The sequence below is a fragment of the Corynebacterium sp. HMSC074H12 genome (assembly GCF_001813755.1).
Lineage (GTDB): Bacteria > Actinomycetota > Actinomycetes > Mycobacteriales > Mycobacteriaceae > Corynebacterium > Corynebacterium hiratae.
This window is the reverse complement of record NZ_KV813914.1, coordinates 38,067-56,104: the sequence shown is the minus strand read 5'-3', so window position 1 is coordinate 56,104 and position 18,038 is coordinate 38,067. Positions and strand designations below refer to the sequence as shown.

The window sequence follows — 18,038 nt, the reverse complement described above, 5'->3', positions numbered from 1 at the left end:
CGTCTCACATTTCTTTTAATATGTGACACAGCACCTAGCCTGAGGCCTAGGTCACATGAGTGCCGTTATCTCTTATCGGCCGCCATAGTCACCGAATCTGCCGAGACAAACCCTGCGAAGGAATAGTGATGTTCAAGTACATCATCAAGAAGACCGCCAGCTGGCTGGTAGTCATCTTCCTCGCGACTAATATCGCGTATCTCCTGGCCGCAACCTTCCTTGATCCCCGATCAAATTACGTCGGCCGCAACCCACCGCTCGAGCCGGAAGAAATCGGCCGCATCCTCACTCCGCTCGGGCTCAACCCTGAGACCCCGCTTATTGAGCGCTGGTGGGGCTGGCTCTCTAACATTCTCTTCCACTGGGACTGGGGTACCTCCCCTCTCGGCGACCCGGTCAGCGCGCAAATCGCTCACCGCGCTCTCGTCTCGGCGCAGCTGCTGCTCGTCGCCACGATCCTCTCCGTCATCATCGGCGTCGGCCTCGGTGTCTACACCGCTTCCCGCCAGTACAAGGCAGCTGACCGCTTCTGGCAGGGCGTTTCCATCATCACGATGAACACCCACGTGGTCGTCGCCTCCATTCTGGTTGTTGCTGGTGGCCTGTGGATCAACCGCGTCACCGGCCACCGCGTGGTCTATGTGACGGGCGCTTCCAGCCTCGGCGTCGAGGGCTTTTTCCCCAAGCTTCTCGATATGGCGCAGCACCTCATCCTGCCGTCGATTTCCCTCATCATCATCAGCTACGCGGGTTACCACATGATGCAGCGCACCTTGTTGCTGGATAACTTGAACGCCGATTATGTGCGCACTGCACGGGCGAAAGGCCTGACCCGTTCCCAAGCCATCCGCAAGCACGCCCTGCGAACCTCCATCATCCCGGTCGCCACCTCCGTCGCTTTCTCCGTTCCCGGCATCTTCACCGGCGCCATCATGACGGAAACCATCTTCGCGTGGAAGGGCATGGGCCAGTACTTCATCGAAACCATCAGCCGCAACGACGTCAACGGCACCACCGCCGTCGCCGCCTTCGGTGCCGTCATGATTGCCTTCTCCGCAATTCTGGCTGACCTCGTCGTCGTAGCCCTCGATCCGCGAGTAAGGGTGAGCTAAATGTCTCCAGAAAAGAAATCCACGTCGCCGCGCTCGGAAGCGCGCCAGCCGCAGCGCCACCGCCGCAACGATCTCGCCATCGACTCCGCTGCTGACAACCTCGGCGTGCGCCCGCATACCGCCACCGCTGACTTTTCACCGCAGACCGAACCCAGCGCACAGTCCGCGCTTGGTTCTGGCGTTGATGTCGATGACGCACAGCGCAAGCAATACTCCAGCAGCGATTTCCGCGGCACCTCAAAGCTCAAGCTGTACGTTCGCCGCTTCTTCCGCAACAAGGCGGCTGCTATCGGACTCGTCATCTTCGTGCTGCTCGCGCTCTTGTCCATTTTCGGAAGTTTCCTCACCCCGTGGGCTTTCGATGAGCCGGACTTCTTCAACCTCTCCACCGGTCCTTCCTCTGAGCACTGGTTCGGCACGACTGACTCCGGTAACGACCTCTTCGCGCAGACCGTCCACGGCCTAGGCCGCTCGCTCATCATTGCGCTCATCGTGTCGCTAGCCTCCACACTGATCTCCGCCTTCATCGGCGCAGCCGCGGCCATGTACGGCGGCGCAGTGGAAAAGGTCATCCTGGCCGTCATCCACTTCCTGCTGGCCATCCCGACCTTCCTGCTCATCGCCTTGGTGGTCTCCGATTCCGGCGGCGACTGGAAGCTGCTCATCGTCGTGCTTATTGCCTTCGGCTGGATGTACCCGGCACGTGTTATCTGGGCTATGGCGCTGAGTGTGCGAGAGAACGACTACGTCCGCGCCGCGGACTACATGGGTGTTTCGCGCCTGCGCACCATCTTCCGCCACGTGGTGCCCAACATCGGCTCGCTGCTCATCATCCAAGCGGCCCTGGGCGTGGTGTCCACCATCATGTCGGAAACCGCGCTGTCCTTCTTGGGCTTGGGCGTGAAGCTTCCCGACGTCTCCTTGGGCACCCTCTTGGCCGGCGGCGCCAACGCCGTCGAGGCCTCACCCTGGCTCTTCTACTTCCCTGCAGGCATCCTCACGCTGCTGACCGTCTCCATGGCGTTCATCGCCGACGGTCTGCGCGACGCCATTGACCCCAACTCGAACTCTGGAGGCCGAGCATGACCCCGCAGAATACTGCGCATACCGCCAACGCCGTCCCGGCCAGCCGCGCCACCGGTCCCGCCGGGTCCGCCGACCCGGTCCTGTCCGTCCGCAACCTGTCCGTCACCTTCCCCTCGGAAGCTGGCTCCGTCCACGCCGTACGTGGCGTTGACTTCGATCTCATGCCGGGTCGTACCCTGGCCATTGTGGGTGAGTCCGGCTCCGGTAAGTCTGTGACCTCCCTCGCGGTTATGGGTCTGCTACCCGACTACGCCAAGGTGGAAGGCTCCGTGGTCTATGCCGGCACCGAGCTCATCGGCAAGTCCGACAAGGAGATGTCGAAGATCCGCGGCAAGGACATCGCCATGATCTTCCAGGATCCACTCTCCTCACTGACGCCGGTTTTCTCCATCGGCGACCAGCTCATCGAGGCACTCCAAACCCACCGCGATATCTCCAAGAAGGACGCCGAGAAGGAAGCCATTCGCCTGCTCGAACTCGTCGGTATCCCGGAGGCGGACAAACGCGTGAAGTCCTTCCCGCACGAGTTCTCCGGTGGTATGCGTCAGCGCGTGGTCATCGCCATCGCCATGGCGAATAACCCGCGCGTCATCATTGCTGACGAGCCCACCACGGCCCTCGACGTCACCATCCAGGCCCAAATCCTGGAGGTGCTCAAGGTGGCGCAGCGCGAAACCGGCGCTGCGGTCATCATGATTACCCACGACATGGGCGTGGTCGCCGGCACCGCCGACGACGTTCTCGTCATGTACGCCGGACGCCCGGTGGAGCTCGGCGATGTCGACACCATCTTCAACAACCCCAAGATGCCCTATACCGTCGGGCTTCTCGGTTCCACGCCGCGCGTGGACAAGGCCACCGATGAGCCTCTCACGCCTATCGCCGGTACTCCGCCGCGCCTCATCGAGGTCGCAGCCGAATGCCCCTTCGCCGACCGTTGCCCCGTAGTGCAGTCAGAGTGCCGCACCGTGGAGCCGGAGCTGCGCGCGCTGGACGACGCCCCCAACCACTTCGCCTCCTGCCTGCGCTCCGATGAGATTAAGGACGGCACGATCGGTGGTGAACGCATGTACCCGCTGCCCACGATCTCTCCGGACTCGCTGGGTGACACACCCTATGAGAAGCGGCCAGTCACCTTGGAGGTCAAGAACCTGGTCAAGGACTTCCCGCTTATCAAGGGAGCGATTCTCAAGCGCCGCGTCGGCACCGTGCACGCGGTCAAGAACGTCAGCTTCGATGTCCACCAGGGCGAGTGCTTCGCCATCGTGGGCGAGTCCGGCTCAGGCAAGACCACGACCTTGCTGGAGATCATGGACCTCAACCCGCCAGAGGGCTCCACCATCGTGGTTAATGGCACCAATACTTCTGGTTTGAGCGCGTCTGCACGCCGCTCTCTGCGCAAGGACATCCAGATCGTCTTCCAGGACCCAATGAGCTCGCTCAACCCGCGCATGACCATCCGCGAGATCATCGCCGAGCCGCTGGAGTCGCTGGGGTACGAGGGGGACGTCGGCCAGCGCGTGGCTGAACTGATGAAACTAGTCGGTTTGGAGTCCCACCAGGTGGACCGCTTCCCCGGACACTTCTCCGGCGGGCAGCGCCAGCGCATCGGCTTGGCCCGCGCGCTCGCCACCAACCCCTCCATCGTGGTGCTCGATGAGCCCGTCTCCGCCCTCGACGTGTCCATCCAGGCTGGCATCATCAACCTGCTGCACGATCTGAAGAACCGCCTCGGGATCTCCCTGGTCTTCGTCGCCCACGACCTGTCCGTTGTGCGCCACCTCTCCGACAAGGTCGCCGTGATGTACAAGGGCGATTTCGTGGAATACGGCCCCACCGACGAGGTCTTCGACAACCCCCAACACGCTTATACCCGCGCGCTGCTCTCCGCCATCCCGGTGCCGGACCCAGCCGTGGAACGTGACCGGGTGCGCGAGATTTACCAGCCCGCCGAAACCCCGGCTTAGCAAGACTTATAACTGAATACTCACCCCTTTGTCTCCATGTTTCCTCTCGAAAGGACACAAAAATGAACATGAAGCTCCGCAGGACCGCCCTCGCAGTGGTCACCGCCTCTGCCCTCATCCTCACCGGCTGCGCCTCCGATGGCGGCTCCGGCAGCTCTGAGGGCTCCAAGGACTCCAGCAACTCCACCTCCGGCGAGAAGCTCGACGTCAAACTGGACGGCTCCTACAACGCCAAGGACCGCTCCGAGCTGAAGGAGGGCGGTGAGCTGCGCTTGGCCATCACCGAGATCTCCCAGCAGCAGAACCCCTTCCAGGCCGACGGCACTCTGTACACCAACGACGTGTGGAAGTACTACAACCCGCAGATCGGTCTCTTCGATGGCGCAGGTGAATTCCACGTCAACAATGACTACATCACGGATGTCAAGGACGAGGAGAAGGACGGCAAGACCGTCGTCACCTACACCATCCACGAAAAGGCGCAGTACAACGACGGCACGCCGATTGACTGGAAATCCTTCGAAAACACCTGGAAGTTCAACAACGGTGAGGACGAGGAAGCCAACGTCTCCTCCACCGACGGCTACGAGCTCATCGAGTCCGTGGAGCCGGGCGAGAACGACAAGCAAGCCGTCATCACCTTCAAGCAGGCCTATCCCTGGTGGCAGGGTCTGTTCAACTTCCTACTCCCGCCGCAGGTGGATTCTGCGGAGAAGTTCAATACCGCCTACCTAAGCAAGGTTCACCCGGAGTGGGGTGCGGGCCCATTCAAGGTTGAAAACGTTGACTTCCAGAGCGGCAGCGCTACCTTCGTCCCGAATGAGAAGTGGTGGGGCGACAAACCTTTCCTGGACAAGGTGACCTACCGACAGATGGAGAGCCAGGCTTCCATCAACGCCTTCAAGGCCGGCGAAATTGATGCAACCGGCGTAGGCAACAAGGAGCGTCTGGCTGCGGTCAAGGACATGGAGGGCATTGAGATCCGCACCGCCATGGTCCCATCCAACTCGCTCATCGTTCTCAACTCCAAGAACGAGATTCTTTCCGATGCCAAGGTCCGCGAGGCCATCATGACCGGTATCGACCGCTCCACGCTGTCCGGCATCCGCTTCAACGGTCTCAACGGTTACACCGAGGACCTGCCAGGTTCCTTCAACCTGTACCAGACCCAGGAGGGCTACGAGGATAACTTCGGCTCCGTCGTGAAGTTCGACGCCGAGAAGGCCAAGTCGCTGCTCGATGAGGCCGGCTGGAAGGAAGGCGGCGACGGCATCCGCGAGAAGGATGGCAAGAAGCTGTCCATGCGCTACACACTGCTGGGTGATTCTTCCATCAGCAAGGCCCTGGCTACCGCCACCCAGAAGATGATGAAGGACATCGGCGTGGACCTGAAGGTGGAGGAGCGCCCCTCCGCGGACTTCTCCAAGATCACCTCCTCCTATGACTTCGATGTCTTCCCCATGGGCTTCACCTCCGGCGATCCGTTCGGTGTGGCCTACTTCGGCCAGGTTTACCGCTCCGGTTCTCAGCTCAACCGCTCCGGCACGGGTAGCCCGGAGATGGACAAGAAGATCGATGAGCTCGCCAAGATCTCCGACCCAGACGAGCAGATCAAGGAAGCCAACAAGCTGGAGAAGGAGGCAATGGCCCAGTACGGCATCATGCCGATTTACAACGGTCCGGACATGGTGGCAACCAACCCGGATATCGCTAACTTCGGTGCCAAATCTTTCGCTGTCATCGAGGTAGAAAACATCGGCTACGTCAAGTAAGTAGCGGCCGCCTGGCACCACCCAAGGCAGCGAAAGAGGGCCTTCCCTAAACGGGAAGGCCCTCCTTTTGTGCTGCGCTTAGTTAATTAGTTATTGCCCTTGTTGAGCTGGTTGCGCAACTGGTCAAAGTAATCGCGCGCGCTCTGCGGCTGGTTGTTGCCCTGGGGCGGGGCCGGGAAGCCCGAGAACTGACCAAAGCCCTGGCCCTGCTGTGCGTTCTGCACCTTTTCCTGAGCCTGTTGCTGTGCGCGCTGCGCCTGCTCCATCAGCTCAGCATCGCGGCGGGCACGCTCATCGCGCTCGCGGCGCTCCTGCTCCTCACGGCGGCGACGCTCAGCAGCGGCGTTCTCGCGGCTGTGCTTTGCTTCGCCGGCCGGCACCTTCGGCTTCGGAGCTTCGTTAATAGCGTTGGTGGACAGCAAAGTATCGCGCATACCGCCGAAGAGATCCTGCATGCCGCCCGGGTTAGACGGCATGTACAGCACGTTGGTGTGGGCGCGGTCGGCCACATCCACCATGGCGTCGAGGTACTGGGAGACCAGCATGAGGGTCTCGGGGTTCTCCTGCACGCCGGCAGCACGCAGCAGCTCATACTGCTGGGCAATACCTTCGACGATCTCCTTACGTTGGTCAGCCACACCGCGACCCTGCAGCTTCTTAGCCTCGGCCGCACCCTCGGCTTCCTTGACCACGCGGATCTTCTCGGCCTCCGCCTGGGCTACGGCTGCCTCGCGCTCACGCTGCGCCGCGTTAATGGAGTTCATGGACTCGCGCACGCGGGCATCCGGGCGAATATCGGTGACCAGGGTATTGACGAAGTTCCAGCCGTAGGCGGCCATGTTATCGCGCAGGGACATCGCCACGTTGCGGGCGATGGTGTCCTTGGAAGAGAAGGAATCATCCAGATTCATGTTTGCCACGGAGGAACGGACATTGTCCTGCACGTAGGCCACGATCTGCTGCTCGTGGTTGGACAGGGTGTAGAAGGCCTGGCGCTCGCTGCCCTGGACTACCTCATACTGCACGGCAACGGGGATCTGAACGAAGACGTTGTCCTTGGTCTTGGTTTCCACCATGACATCGAGCTGACGGATTTGCAGGCTGATCTTGGCGCGCACGCGGTCGACGTAGGGCAGCTTGAAGTGCAAGCCCGCGTGAGCAACGTTCACGAACTTACCCATCCGCTCAATGATGGCGGCTTCCTTCGTCCGGACGATGAAGAAACCGTCGAAGGCGGTGGCAATAATAAGTAGGAGAATCACGCCAATGACGATGAGACCGGCCATAGGCTTATCCTTTCTGCTCGATTTAGATTTTCCTAACCAGTGTGCCACACGGTGACCACCACCACATCCCGAAGGAGATCACTCCCCGAGCTCACTCGGAGCCTTTAATGCTCGTCAGCCGCTCGGAAGAGCTCACCCAAAATCCCCGCGCCGTCCTCACTAATCCCGTTGTGCTGGAAGCGGTTGGTCACCACTGGGCGCAGGTCGCGGTAGGTCTCCCCTGTAGCCAGGGAATCCTCGAAGGGCACGAAGATATCGTCGAGGTAGATGGCGGCGGAGGCGGTCACGGGGGCGTCGGCAAGCGCAGCGGCGTCATACGGAGAGCTTGCCCACTCGTGGGCGGCGAGCTCCTCGGCGGCCTGCTTGAAGGGGCGCAGCGCCGGATCCTCATCGAATTGCCAGGGGAAGATGTGCTCACCAGTGAGATAGGTACCGTCCTCGGCAAACTCGGGGAATTCCTCGCGCACGCGGTGAGCAGCCCAGCCGGTGACGGCCTGGCCGCCGACGCCGCCGTAGATAGATTCATGGATGGCCGCATACAGCGGGCCAGCCTGGAAGCTCACGCGCTGCCCCACGTCGTTGAGGAAGTCCGAACGCAAGCGCTTTTCGCCGTTCACCGTCCGGAAAGGCTCCTCCAGCAGGTAGCCCAAAGAATCGAAGCCAGTGCCGCGGCCCAGCTCAATTCCGATGGTGCGGAAGCGGCGCGACGACAGGCGCTCCCCTGTCGGCAGCAGCTCCTCCGAGTTGTCTAGGTGGTGGAGGATTTCCTCGATGCGCGCTTGTGCCCACGGGAACTGGGCATAGAAGCGTTCGTGGCGCACCTTGAGCTTGGCAAAAGTCGTACGGTAGAGATCATCAGCGCCCTTGGTCAGGGTGGGCAGTCCACCAGTGAGGAAGGCACGCCCAATGGAATCAGGGAACATCGAGACATAGGCGGTGATGATGAAGCCGCCGAAGGATTGGCCGAAGAGATCCCAGGATTCCTCGCCGAGGTGCTCGCGCAGGCGCTCGGCATCGCGCACGATATTTTCTTGCCGCAGCTGCGCCAGACGCGCAGCGCTGCGATCCTCAGCCGGGCTGAGCTCGTCAATGCGGTGGCTGCGCCCGGTGCCGCGCTGGTCCATGAGGATCCAGCGGTAGCGCTCCAAGCCCTTCCCGATGAGTCCGGAAGCACCCGTCGGCCGCGGCGCCGGGAAGCCCGGCCCGCCCTGGTTATAGAGCAGCGCCGGATAATTCTCACCGCCGGGCGGGATGATTTCCCGGGCGTAGAGCTCGAACTCCCCCGCGGCGGGATTGTCATAGTCCCAGGGGACGGTGATGGTGTGTTCCTTGATGGTGTGGCCGAAGCGTTTCATGCTTCTAGTAGACCACGAAACCTTCCTTGCGGAACACCTCGCGGATAGCTTCGACGTCTTCCGGCTTCGGCGGCTTCGTATCCTCCAAGGTGTAGGGGTAGCCCAGCTCGTGCCACTTATCCGCGCCCATGTTGTGGAAGGGCAGCACCTCGATGCGCTCAATGTTGCTCTTCCAGCGGGAGACAATGCGCGCAACGTTGGCGACGTTCTCTGGGGAGTCGGTAAGCCCCGGCACCACCACGAAGCGAATCCACACCGGTTTGCCGATGGCATTGAGGCGATCCCCAAAGTCGATCGTCGGCTGCAATTCACGCCGGGTGACCTTTTTATAGGTCTCCTCGTCACCGGACTTGACGTCCAGCAGCACCAAATCGATATTGTCCAGGTCTTCATCACGCAGGCGCGCGCCGAGGTAGCCCGAGGTATCGATCGTGGTGTGGATGCCTGCATCGTGGACTTCCTTGAGCAGGCGCCGCGCGAAGGCGATCTGGAAGAGTGGCTCACCACCAGAGATGGTCAGCCCACCCCCGGAAGCCTTGAAGACGGGCTTATAACGCTTGACGCGCTTAACCACGTCTTCGATGCGCTCCAAGGTGCCGACCTTCATCTCCATGGTGTCTGGATTGTGGCAGTACTGGCAGCGCAACGGGCACCCGGACATGAACATGGTCATGCGTGTTCCGGGCCCATCCACAGCCGTCACCAGCTCCCAGGAGTGCACGAGTGCGACGTCGCCGGAGCGGCGAGCCTGCATCAACTCCGAGCGGGTGTAGCCGTCGAGGTCATTGTCCGTTCCTAAACCGGCGGCGGCGCCGCGCACCTTTTCCCCTTCTTCCGGAGAAAGACGCACGACGCCGGTAATGCCATCTGCCATTTAGGAGCCCTGGTGGAAGGTACGGGAGATGACGTCGAGCTGCTGCTCGCGGGTGAGCTTCACAAAGTTCACCGCGTAGCCAGAAACGCGAACCGTGAGGTTCGGGTACTTCTCCGGGTGCTCAACGGCGTCCTCCAGGGTGGACTTGTCCAGGACGTTGATGTTGGCGTGGTAGAGGCCCGAGTCCATGTTGTTGGCGGTGCGGTTGGCCTTCATGGTGGCGAGGCGCTCGTCAAAAGTTGGGGTTGCCATGATGTGTTCTCCTTAGGAAGTGGTGTGGACGTGGTCTATTCAGAATCCATGATGAAGCCGGCATCAAGGACGCCCACCAGGTTGGTGATGCGCTCCTCCGGGGTGCGGCCCAATCCGGATGGGGTGATGGTGTTGGTCAGCGAGATGCCATCGAGGGCATCCTTGTAATCCAACTTGCCCACCGACAGCATGGAGGCGACCATGCCGTGGTTATCCGCGCCGTTCTCCGGATTAGCGCCCGGGGCGAACGGGGTACCTGCCTCGTGGCCGGACGGGAAGGAACCAGTTGCCTTGCCGTAGACCACGTTGGAAGTAATGGTCAGCACCGACTGGGTCGGAATGGCGTTGCGGTACATCGGGATGGCCTTAATCTTCGCCATGACGGTGTGGACGATGGTAGCGGCGATGTCATCGGCGCGGTCATCATCGTTGCCGTAGAAGGGGAAGTCACCTTCCGTCTTGTAGTCCACGATGAGGCCGGTCTCATCGCGCACCGGGTAGACCTTGGCGTACTTAATGGCGGAAAGCGAGTCAGCCACGATGGACAGGCCGGCGATACCGCAGCCCATGGAGCGCACGATATCGGAATCGTGCAGCGCCATCTCAATGGACTCGTAAGCGTACTTGTCGTGGCAGTAGTGGATGATGTTCAGGGCCTCAACGTAGGTGCCCACAACCCAATCCAGCATCTCCTCGTACTTCTGCCAGACCTCATCGAAGTCGAGCGGTCCATCGCCCTTGATGGGCTCGTAACCGTCAACCACCTGCTTGCCGCTGACCTCGTCGCGGCCGCCGTTGATGGCGTAGAGCAGGGCCTTGGCGGCGTTCACGCGGGCACCGAAGAACTGCATTTGCTTGCCGACGGCCATCGGGGACACGCAGCACGCAATCGCGGCGTCATCGCCCCACTGGTCACGAATCTGCTTATCGGACTCGTACTGGATGGAGGAGGTCTCAATCGAGATGTGGGCGCAGAACTCCTTGTAGCCCGCCGGCAGCTGCGGATCCCAGAAGATGGTGATGTTTGGCTCCGGGGACGGGCCCAGGTTGATCAGTGTCTGCAGCAGACGGAAGGAAGTCTTGGTCACCATGTGGCGGCCATCGTCGCCAAAGCCGGCATCGGACCAGGTTGCCCAGTACGGGTCACCGGAGAAGATCTGGTCATAGTCCTCGGTGCGCAGGAAACGGACGATGCGCAGCTTGAGCACCAGCTGGTCGATGATTTCTTGGGCGTCTTCCTCGGTGATGATGCCCGCGTTCAGGTCGCGCTCGAAGTAGCAGTCGAAGAATGCGGAGAGGCGGCCGATGGACATGGCGGCGCCGTCCTGGGACTTAATGGAGGCCAGGTAGCCAAAGTAGGTCCACTGCACTGCCTCGTGGGCGGTCTTCGCGGGCTTCGAGATATCGAAGCCATAAGACTCAGCCATGACCTTGAGCTTCTTCAGGGCCTTGATCTGCTCGGCGTGCTCCTCGCGGTAGCGTGCCCAGTGCTCGGAGAAGCCGAGGTCCCCCACCGCATGCTTGGATGCTTCCTTCTCAGCAATGAGGAAGTCCACGCCGTAGAGGGCCACGCGGCGGTAGTCGCCGATGATGCGGCCGCGGCCATAGGCATCCGGCAGGCCGGTGATGATGTGGGAGGAACGCGCTGCGCGGATGCGCGGGGTGTAGATATCGAAGACTGCATCGTTGTGGGTCTTGCGGTAGCGCGTGAAGATCTTCTCGATCTCCGGATCGGTCTCCTTGCCGGCTTCCTTAATGGCCTGCTTGACCATGCGCCATCCGCCGTTGGGCATCATGGCGCGCTTAAGCGGAGTATCCGTCTGCAGGCCGACGATGACATCATCATCCTCGGAGATATACCCAGCCGGGAAAGCATCGATATCACTCGGGGTGTGAGTATCCACATCGAAGATGCGCTTCTGGCGCTCGACGGAGAGATAGTTCTTCTCCAAATGATCCCACACGCGCTGCGTCTTCTCGGTGGGCCCAGCGAGGAAGGAGGAGTCCCCGTCATAAGGGGTGTAGTTGCGCTGGATAAAATCACGAACGTCAATGTTTTCAGTCCACGGGCCGGGTTCAAACCCCTTCCATGCCTCGAACTGCACAGACTGTTCCGTTGCGGTGGTCACTATATTGACTCCCTTCATAGTTCACACGACGCGTAACACTTAGTCGCAGAAGGGCTGTGGGTGACTTCGGCTCACGGGCAATTCGGTCAACACGTATCGTCACCGAACCCCTCTCTGTAGCCCATAGTAGGGGGACAAACGCATAACCTCACATCGGCAAATGCGTTCCCCGCGCCACCGAACGGGCTGGTTTTAGCACCACACAGGTCAGCTCTCTCATAGGTAACGACCGTACGGTTGGATGCGGGGGTAAATCACCCCCTGACGTGGCCTTTCCCACACCTTCCAGGTCACTTCTTGGCCCGTGTCCCCGCCGCCCTCTATTGTTATGCGCAGTATCCTCGTCTCGCCCTTCAGCAAGGAGCTCTTTGCGTGTCTGACACCGCCGCTACAGCTAGCCCTGCCACTCCCCCAACACACCCCGTTGATGTTGTTCCGCCTGCGCCCAAGTTAGCGGCGCTAGGTCTGCAGCATGTCCTCGCTTTCTACGCTGGCGCGGTCATCGTGCCGCTGCTCATCGCCGGTTCTTTGGGCCTTGATGAGGCCACCACGATTCACCTCATCAACGCTGACCTGTTGACCTGTGGTCTGGCGACGTTGATCCAAGCGGTGGGCGTCGGCAAGCACATCGGCGTCCGCCTTCCCATCATCCAGGGTGTGACCACCACGGCGGTCAGCCCCATCATTGCCATCGGCATGAGCGCTGGTGACCAGCCGCTGCCCACGATTTATGGCGCAATTATTGCTGCCGGTATCTTTACCTTCTTCGCCGCGCCGGTCTTCGGACGCGTGCTCAAGTACTTCCCGCCGATTGTCACCGGCACCGTGCTTTTGGTCATGGGTACGTCGCTGCTGGCGGTTTCTGCCAATGACTTCGTTAATTACGCGGACGGGGTCCCGGCCGCACGCGATCTGCTCTATGGCTTCGGCACGCTCACCATCATTATCATCGTGCAGCGTTTCTTCCGCGGCTTCCTGGGCACGCTGTCTGTGCTGCTTGGTTTGGTCATCGGTACTGGCGTGGCCTTCGTGCTGGGCGATACGTCCTTTGACGGCGTGCGTGAGGCCGATGCCATCGGTATGACTACCCCCTTCTACTTCGGTATGCCGAAGTTCGACATCATGGCGATTCTCTCCCTCATCATCGTCATGATCATCACCATGGTGGAAACCACCGGCGATGTCTTCGCTACCGGTGAGATTGTGAAGAAGCGCATCAAGCGCGATGACGTGGTGCGCGCCATTCGCGCCGATGGCCTCTCCACCACCCTGGGCGGCGTGATGAACTCCTTCCCCTACACCTGCTTCGCGCAAAACGTCGGCTTGGTTCGCCTCACCGGCGTGAAGTCCCGCTGGGTGGCTGTATCGGCAGCCGGTTTCATGATCATCCTGGGCCTGCTGCCCAAGGCCGCAGCGATCGTTGCGGCTATCCCCTCCCCGGTGCTCGGCGGCGCCTCCCTCGCATTGTTTGCCAACGTTGCGTGGGCTGGCCTGCAGACCATCGCGAAGGAAGACATTAGTGATGGCCGCAACGCGGCCATCGTCACCACCGCGCTGGGGCTGGCCATGCTCGTCACGTTCAAACCGGACGTGGCCACCGCCTTCCCGGAGTGGGCGCAGATTTTCGTCTCCTCCGGAATGTCGATCGGCGCTATCACCGCGATCCTGCTCAACTTGCTCTTCTTCCACGTCGGCTCGCAGTCTGGCGATGATGTCAGCCGCCTCGACGGCGCCGGCGTCTCGCTCAAGGAGCTCAACGAGATGAACCGCGATGGCTTCGTCAGTGCGCTGCGCCCGCTCTTCAACAACGAAACCTGGCCGCTCGAAGCCGCCTGGGAGCTGCGCCCCTTCCAGGATGTCAGCCAGCTGCGCGAAGCAATCCAGGTCACGGTCCTCACCGCCCCGGGCGAGCAGCGTCGTGCCCTGATCCACGACTACCCGGCGATGGATGAGCTACTGCTTGCCGATTCCGACACGGTCGCCACCATCTCCGCCGACCGCGGTTCCTTGGCCTTGGATGACCTCGATGACGTGCAGACGCAGCAGCTTATCGACGTCTCACAGGCCTACCGCGAGCGCTTCGACATGCCGTTCGTGGCATACCTGGACACCAATGACTCGGCCGATCGCGTGATCGATGCGGGCGTGCGCCGCTTGTCCAACTCGGATGAGCTGGAGCAGCGCGTGGTCTTGAGCGAAATCATCGAGATTGCCAATGACCGCTTCGATATCCTCCTTGCGGACGCTAACCCGGTGCGAGCTTACTGGGACCGCAAGTTCACGGAGGTGGAATGAACATAGTTCATTCCACGTACGGGGGACACTCGACGTGAGGACTAGCTGAACTCCATGGTGACCTGGGCCTCGGGGTCAACGCCACGGATGATGCCCTCATAGAAATTGCGAGCTTGGTCCTGCAGGAGCTCGCGGTTGTCGTCGATGTCCTCGCGCTTCTTATCGGCGCTGAGGACATCCGACACTGTAGATGCGGCGTCGATCGGCTGGGTGGTCCAGCTGAGCACGCCGTTGTTTTCCACGGCGGTCTTAAACTCTTCATCGGAATGCCCAATGAAGATGAAGTCCGGGATGTGGACAGTGTAGGCATGCTCGCCGGTCTCAGTGACGCGAACGTCCTTGCCTTCGATACCGAGCTTGGCTTTATAGGAATACTGCACAAATTGTGTTCGGCTAGTCCACGGAACCTTCACGCCTAAGACCTGACCCACGGAAGATTTCTCCGCCAGCCCCTGGATACCCAGGCTGAGCAAGACCACCTGCTCTTCGCGCTGGACAGCCTTAACGACCTGCGTGTTGGTTGACTGCACCGGCGCGGTATAAACCTCGTGCGGCTGGCGTACGGCATACACACCCAAGCCAGCGCAAGCGAGTGAAAGAAGCACCACAATCGCGATAAGTGTGGTGCTCAGTTTGCGGCTCGTCATACCTACCTACAGCTGGAACTGCTCAACAACTTCAGTGCGGCGCTTGTGCTCCATCCAGAAGGACAGGAATGGAACAACACCGGCAAGCGCCGTGGTGAAAAGCTTGCTTACCGGCCACATGGCACGCGGACCAAGGACCAGGATGGACACGAGGTAGACCATGTAGGCCACGCCATGCGCTTGGGCGATGAGCGTAGCCCAGGATGGCATCTCCATCCCCACGCCGTATTGCAGGATCATGCGCGCGACGAGAATGAGAAGGAAAATACCGGTGATAGTGGCGGCAATGGAAAAGAACTTCAGCGGGCCACGGATACGCGCCTGACGGTCAGGATGGACAGCGTTGTTGACTGAGTTGCTCATTAATACTCCTCTTCAGTGCCGCGACGGCGGCGCTGCTTGTTCATAGCGTTGAAGGTGTCCACATCAATCTGCGGACGGGGCGGTAGGAAATCTTCGTCGATTTTAGTCTCGGTGTGCTCCTTGGCCGCGCGCACGTCCTCTGCCTCATATTGGGCTGGCTCTTCTCCCCGCTCGAGAGCTTCGTTCTCGGCATCGATTCGCTCATTCTCGTAGCGCATGGCAGTGCGGTAAGCGTAAACAACAAATACCGCGAACAGCGGCCATTGGAAGGCGTATCCCAAGTTCTGGAAGGTTCCCGAACCGGAGCGGAACCGCGTCCATTGCCAGTAAGCAAGGAACAAAAAGAGCACGACGAAGAGCACGATGAGGACGATGTGCCACCATCGAACCTTCATCCGCTTTTTCGGTGCTGGGTTGGTGCTCACTCTGAACAGCCTACCCACCACGCCCAGAAAAGTGGATTTCCGTCCGTAGCCCGCCGCCCTGTAAGCTAGTGAACGTTGCGCAGAGCAAAGAGCGCTCCGCAGCAACGAAACCAGCGCCCGTGGCGGAATTGGCAGACGCGCTAGATTTAGGTTCTAGTGTCTTATGACGTGTGAGTTCAAGTCTCACCGGGCGCACATATTCAGACCCCGCACGGTTTCCGTGCGGGGTCTTGTCGTCACAGCGCCCGGCAAGCCAGCCCAGCTCGCGGATGCCGGGCTTGCGGATGCCGGGCTTGCGGTAATGGTTTGGCGGAGGCTTAGGCTTGGCCGGCAAGCGCCGCCAAAGGTTCGCGCAGTTGCGACAGTGCGCGGCCACGGTGCGAAACCGCATTCTTTTCCTCCGGGGACATCTCCGCAGCAGAGCGGGATTCACCTTCGGGCTGGAAGAGCGGATCGTAGCCAAAGCCATTCTCGCCCTGTGGGGCGGTGAGCAAGGAGCCTGGCCAGCGGCCCTCCACCACGTGTTCCTGCCCATCCGGGGTCACCAGCGCGCAGACCGACACGAAGGCAGCCGCGCGGCGCTCGGCGGGCACGTGGGACATCTGCCCCAGCAGCAGCCGGTTATTGGCTTCATCGTCACCGTGGCCGCCCGACCATCGAGCAGAGAGCACACCTGGCATGCCGTTAAGTTCTTCCACCGCGAGGCCGGAATCATCCGCGATTGTCGCCAAACCGGTGTGCTGCACCCCGGCGCGCGCCTTGATCAGTGCGTTATCAGCAAACGTGCGGCCATCCTCCACGGGCTCCGGATAGGCCTCCACAGCGGACAGCGGGAGCAGCTCGATGCCCTCAATGCCGGCATCGGCGAGAATCTTCTCCAGCTCCTTGAGCTTCTTGGCATTATTCGAAGCGACGAGGAGCTTTACCATCCGAGGGCCGCCTTTTGAGCGTCGATAAGCTGGGCGCAGCCGGCTTGGGCAACGTCCAACATGTCGTTGAGCTCCGCGCGGCCAAACAGCCCGTGCTCACCGGTGCCCTGAATCTCGACGAAGTCCCCGCCTTCCTGCATCACCACGTTGAGATCAACCTCCGCGCGGGAATCCTCCTCATAGGGCAGGTCCAAGCACACGTGACCGTCGATGATGCCCACGGAAACCGCAGCGATGGGATCCAGCAGCGGCTCGCCCGGGACGACGCCCTCCTCCTTGAGGTAAGCAATCGCATCAGCCAGCGCCACATACGCGCCGGTAATCGACGCCGTGCGGGTACCGCCATCTGCCTGCAGCACATCGCAATCCAGCTGGATGGTGTTCTCCCCCAGCTCGGACAGGTCCACGGCGGCGCGCAGGCTGCGGCCCACCAGGCGGGAAATCTCGTGGGTACGGCCCTTGACCTTGCCCTTCATAGACTCGCGCGGCATGCGGTCGTGGGTGGCCGCAGGCAACATCGCGTACTCAGCAGTCAGCCAGCCCTCGCCGGAGTCCTTCTTGAAGCGCGGCACCCCGAATTCCACGGAAGCCGTACACATGACTCGGGTGTTGCCGAACTCCACCAAGACCGACCCGGCCGGGTTGGTGGTGAAGTTGCGGGTAATACGAACGCTACGGAGTTGGTCGAGCGCGCGACCATCGGCACGAGTGAAATCAGTCATGCCCCCTACCCTACCGCGCGTGTTAAAAGTCGAGCTCCATCCCAGCGGCGCCGACGACGATCTCTCCGTCGAACTCGCGGGCAGCGGCGGCATATGTTGCGGCGACATCGCCCCACGGCTGGAGGTGAACAAGCACGAGCTTCTTTACCCCTGCCTCACGCGCTAGGCGCCCAGCTTCTGCTCCCGACATGTGCATGTCTGGAGCCTTATCCTCCGAAGTCTCGCCCCATGCAGCCTCGCAGAGGAAAGCATCCACGCCTTGGGCAGCCTCAACGAGCGCAGGCGTATAAGCGGAATCCGCCGAATAACACACAGTTGCGCCGGTCTTCGTGTGCTCGACCCGCAGGGCATATGTCTCTACCGGGTGAACTGTGCGGAAGGGGGTGATATAGACATCGTCGACAAGCTGGCGTTCCCGATCCACCCAGGGGCTGAACGCAAATGTATCGCTCATGTCATCCACCCCGTCCGGAGTATCCGAGGACAGCCGGCCCAGGTGGGTCTCAGTCGTCGACGGCCCGAGGCAGAAATTGCGGGAGGCTGCGGGCTCTGTGGGGTGGAAGCGGCGCCACACCATCAAAGACGGAAAGTCCAGGCAGTGATCGGCATGGAGATGAGTTAACGCCACGTGTGCATCGCACGGATCCTGGAGTTCCTGCAGGCGTGCAAGCGTACCCGGGCCCAAATCCATGATGATGGACGGAGCAGAGGGGAAAGACAAGAGATAGCCAGAGGCCGGATTACCCACAGTGGGCACCGAGCCGGAACAGCCTAGGATGGTCAGCTTCATGCGTTCAATAGTTCCACGAAACAATGGGGGATGC

16 protein-coding genes and 1 tRNA gene are annotated in these 18,038 nt (G+C 61.1%); 6 read left to right on the top strand and 11 right to left on the bottom strand.

Annotated elements, in window-relative coordinates:
- Nucleotides 1-128 precede the first annotated feature (128 nt).
- From HMPREF2932_RS07315 to HMPREF2932_RS07300, 4 genes are all read left to right on the top strand, one after another.
- On the top strand, nt 129-1,112 hold the full coding sequence (locus tag HMPREF2932_RS07315) for an ABC transporter permease (protein WP_070516086.1): 984 nt from the start codon (nt 129-131) through the stop codon (nt 1,110-1,112).
- Nucleotides 1,113-2,198 carry an ABC transporter permease gene (locus HMPREF2932_RS07310; protein ID WP_070546619.1) on the top strand — a complete coding sequence of 362 codons (1,086 nt, stop codon included), beginning with the start codon at nt 1,113-1,115 and terminating at the stop codon, nt 2,196-2,198.
- A complete protein-coding gene (locus HMPREF2932_RS07305) occupies nt 2,195-4,165 on the top strand; it encodes an ABC transporter ATP-binding protein (RefSeq protein WP_070546621.1) in 1,971 nt (656 codons plus the stop codon). The genes HMPREF2932_RS07310 and HMPREF2932_RS07305 overlap by 4 nt, the downstream gene beginning before the upstream one ends.
- A gap of 62 nt (nt 4,166-4,227) precedes the next feature.
- On the top strand, nt 4,228-5,937 hold the full coding sequence (locus HMPREF2932_RS07300; protein ID WP_071409909.1) for an ABC transporter family substrate-binding protein: 1,710 nt from the start codon (nt 4,228-4,230) through the stop codon (nt 5,935-5,937).
- A gap of 86 nt (nt 5,938-6,023) precedes the next feature.
- Here the strand turns inward: HMPREF2932_RS07300 and HMPREF2932_RS07295 are convergent, their stop codons facing one another.
- From HMPREF2932_RS07295 to pflB, 5 genes are all read right to left on the bottom strand, one after another.
- A complete protein-coding gene (locus tag HMPREF2932_RS07295) occupies nt 6,024-7,223 on the bottom strand; it encodes an SPFH domain-containing protein (RefSeq protein ID WP_071409908.1) in 1,200 nt (399 codons plus the stop codon).
- Nucleotides 7,224-7,327: 104 nt separating this feature from the next.
- The gene (locus HMPREF2932_RS07290; protein ID WP_046647359.1) at nt 7,328-8,578 is read right to left on the bottom strand and encodes an alpha/beta fold hydrolase; all 1,251 of its coding nucleotides are present in this window, start codon (nt 8,576-8,578) and stop codon (nt 7,328-7,330) included.
- Nucleotides 8,579-8,582: 4 nt separating this feature from the next.
- Complete coding sequence (gene pflA / locus HMPREF2932_RS07285; RefSeq protein ID WP_046647360.1) at nt 8,583-9,452, bottom strand: pyruvate formate-lyase-activating protein; 870 nt, start codon at nt 9,450-9,452, stop codon at nt 8,583-8,585.
- Nucleotides 9,453-9,704 carry an autonomous glycyl radical cofactor GrcA2 gene (gene grcA2 / locus HMPREF2932_RS13950; RefSeq protein ID WP_039676708.1) on the bottom strand — a complete coding sequence of 84 codons (252 nt, stop codon included), beginning with the start codon at nt 9,702-9,704 and terminating at the stop codon, nt 9,453-9,455. It abuts the gene before it with no gap.
- A gap of 35 nt (nt 9,705-9,739) precedes the next feature.
- Nucleotides 9,740-11,851, bottom strand: coding sequence for a formate C-acetyltransferase (gene pflB / locus HMPREF2932_RS07275; RefSeq protein WP_256381031.1), 2,112 nt, complete (start codon nt 11,849-11,851; stop codon nt 9,740-9,742).
- Nucleotides 11,852-12,205: 354 nt separating this feature from the next.
- On the opposite strand from pflB, the gene HMPREF2932_RS07270 reads away from it, so the two are divergent.
- Nucleotides 12,206-14,128: a solute carrier family 23 protein gene (locus HMPREF2932_RS07270; RefSeq protein WP_070754695.1), complete on the top strand. Its 1,923-nt coding sequence runs from the start codon at nt 12,206-12,208 to the stop codon at nt 14,126-14,128.
- Nucleotides 14,129-14,169: 41 nt separating this feature from the next.
- Here HMPREF2932_RS07270 and HMPREF2932_RS07265 read toward each other — a convergent pair whose 3' ends face one another.
- Genes HMPREF2932_RS07265 through HMPREF2932_RS07255 form a run of 3 tightly spaced genes read right to left on the bottom strand, consistent with a single transcriptional unit; the run spans nt 14,170 to nt 15,533 of the window.
- Nucleotides 14,170-14,775, bottom strand: a complete 606-nt coding sequence (locus HMPREF2932_RS07265) for a hypothetical protein (protein ID WP_070546629.1) — start codon at nt 14,773-14,775, stop codon at nt 14,170-14,172.
- 6 nt (nt 14,776-14,781) lie between these two features.
- A complete protein-coding gene (locus tag HMPREF2932_RS07260; RefSeq protein WP_070443384.1) occupies nt 14,782-15,138 on the bottom strand; it encodes a DUF3817 domain-containing protein in 357 nt (118 codons plus the stop codon).
- The gene (locus tag HMPREF2932_RS07255) at nt 15,138-15,533 is read right to left on the bottom strand and encodes an SURF1 family protein (RefSeq protein WP_071409907.1); all 396 of its coding nucleotides are present in this window, start codon (nt 15,531-15,533) and stop codon (nt 15,138-15,140) included. The genes HMPREF2932_RS07260 and HMPREF2932_RS07255 overlap by 1 nt, the downstream gene beginning before the upstream one ends.
- Nucleotides 15,534-15,676: 143 nt before the next feature.
- Between HMPREF2932_RS07255 and HMPREF2932_RS07250 the strand changes: the two genes are divergently transcribed.
- A tRNA-Leu gene (locus HMPREF2932_RS07250) sits at nt 15,677-15,758 on the top strand.
- Nucleotides 15,759-15,880: 122 nt separating this feature from the next.
- Here HMPREF2932_RS07250 and rdgB read toward each other — a convergent pair.
- The 3 genes from rdgB to HMPREF2932_RS07235 are packed head-to-tail and all read right to left on the bottom strand — an operon-like array spanning nt 15,881 to nt 18,004.
- Nucleotides 15,881-16,492: an RdgB/HAM1 family non-canonical purine NTP pyrophosphatase gene (gene rdgB, locus HMPREF2932_RS07245; protein WP_071409906.1), complete on the bottom strand. Its 612-nt coding sequence runs from the start codon at nt 16,490-16,492 to the stop codon at nt 15,881-15,883.
- Nucleotides 16,486-17,214, bottom strand: a complete 729-nt coding sequence (gene rph, locus HMPREF2932_RS07240) for a ribonuclease PH (RefSeq protein WP_046647369.1) — start codon at nt 17,212-17,214, stop codon at nt 16,486-16,488. Before rph ends, rdgB begins: the two co-directional genes overlap by 7 nt.
- A 22-nt stretch (nt 17,215-17,236) precedes the next feature.
- On the bottom strand, nt 17,237-18,004 hold the full coding sequence (locus tag HMPREF2932_RS07235; RefSeq protein ID WP_071409905.1) for an MBL fold metallo-hydrolase: 768 nt from the start codon (nt 18,002-18,004) through the stop codon (nt 17,237-17,239).
- Nucleotides 18,005-18,038: the final 34 nt, after the last annotated feature.

Excerpts from the sequence above, each read along its gene's own strand:
- HMPREF2932_RS07310 (WP_070546619.1), top strand. The coding sequence starts at position 1,113 with ATGTCTCCAGAAAAGAAATCCACGTCGCCGCGCTCGGAAGCGCGCCAG.
- rph (WP_046647369.1), bottom strand. The coding sequence starts at position 17,214 with ATGACTGATTTCACTCGTGCCGATGGTCGCGCGCTCGACCAACTCCGT.
- pflB (WP_256381031.1), bottom strand. The coding sequence starts at position 11,851 with ATGAAGGGAGTCAATATAGTGACCACCGCAACGGAACAGTCTGTGCAG.
- HMPREF2932_RS07305 (WP_070546621.1), top strand. The coding sequence starts at position 2,195 with ATGACCCCGCAGAATACTGCGCATACCGCCAACGCCGTCCCGGCCAGC.
- HMPREF2932_RS07300 (WP_071409909.1), top strand. The coding sequence starts at position 4,228 with ATGAACATGAAGCTCCGCAGGACCGCCCTCGCAGTGGTCACCGCCTCT.
- HMPREF2932_RS07290 (WP_046647359.1), bottom strand. The coding sequence starts at position 8,578 with ATGAAACGCTTCGGCCACACCATCAAGGAACACACCATCACCGTCCCC.
- HMPREF2932_RS07315 (WP_070516086.1), top strand. The coding sequence starts at position 129 with ATGTTCAAGTACATCATCAAGAAGACCGCCAGCTGGCTGGTAGTCATC.
- grcA2 (WP_039676708.1), bottom strand. The coding sequence starts at position 9,704 with ATGGCAACCCCAACTTTTGACGAGCGCCTCGCCACCATGAAGGCCAAC.
- rdgB (WP_071409906.1), bottom strand. The coding sequence starts at position 16,492 with ATGGTAAAGCTCCTCGTCGCTTCGAATAATGCCAAGAAGCTCAAGGAG.
- HMPREF2932_RS07235 (WP_071409905.1), bottom strand. The coding sequence starts at position 18,004 with ATGAAGCTGACCATCCTAGGCTGTTCCGGCTCGGTGCCCACTGTGGGT.
- HMPREF2932_RS07265 (WP_070546629.1), bottom strand. The coding sequence starts at position 14,775 with ATGACGAGCCGCAAACTGAGCACCACACTTATCGCGATTGTGGTGCTT.
- HMPREF2932_RS07260 (WP_070443384.1), bottom strand. The coding sequence starts at position 15,138 with ATGAGCAACTCAGTCAACAACGCTGTCCATCCTGACCGTCAGGCGCGT.
- pflA (WP_046647360.1), bottom strand. The coding sequence starts at position 9,452 with ATGGCAGATGGCATTACCGGCGTCGTGCGTCTTTCTCCGGAAGAAGGG.
- HMPREF2932_RS07295 (WP_071409908.1), bottom strand. The coding sequence starts at position 7,223 with ATGGCCGGTCTCATCGTCATTGGCGTGATTCTCCTACTTATTATTGCC.
- HMPREF2932_RS07255 (WP_071409907.1), bottom strand. The coding sequence starts at position 15,533 with ATGAAGGTTCGATGGTGGCACATCGTCCTCATCGTGCTCTTCGTCGTG.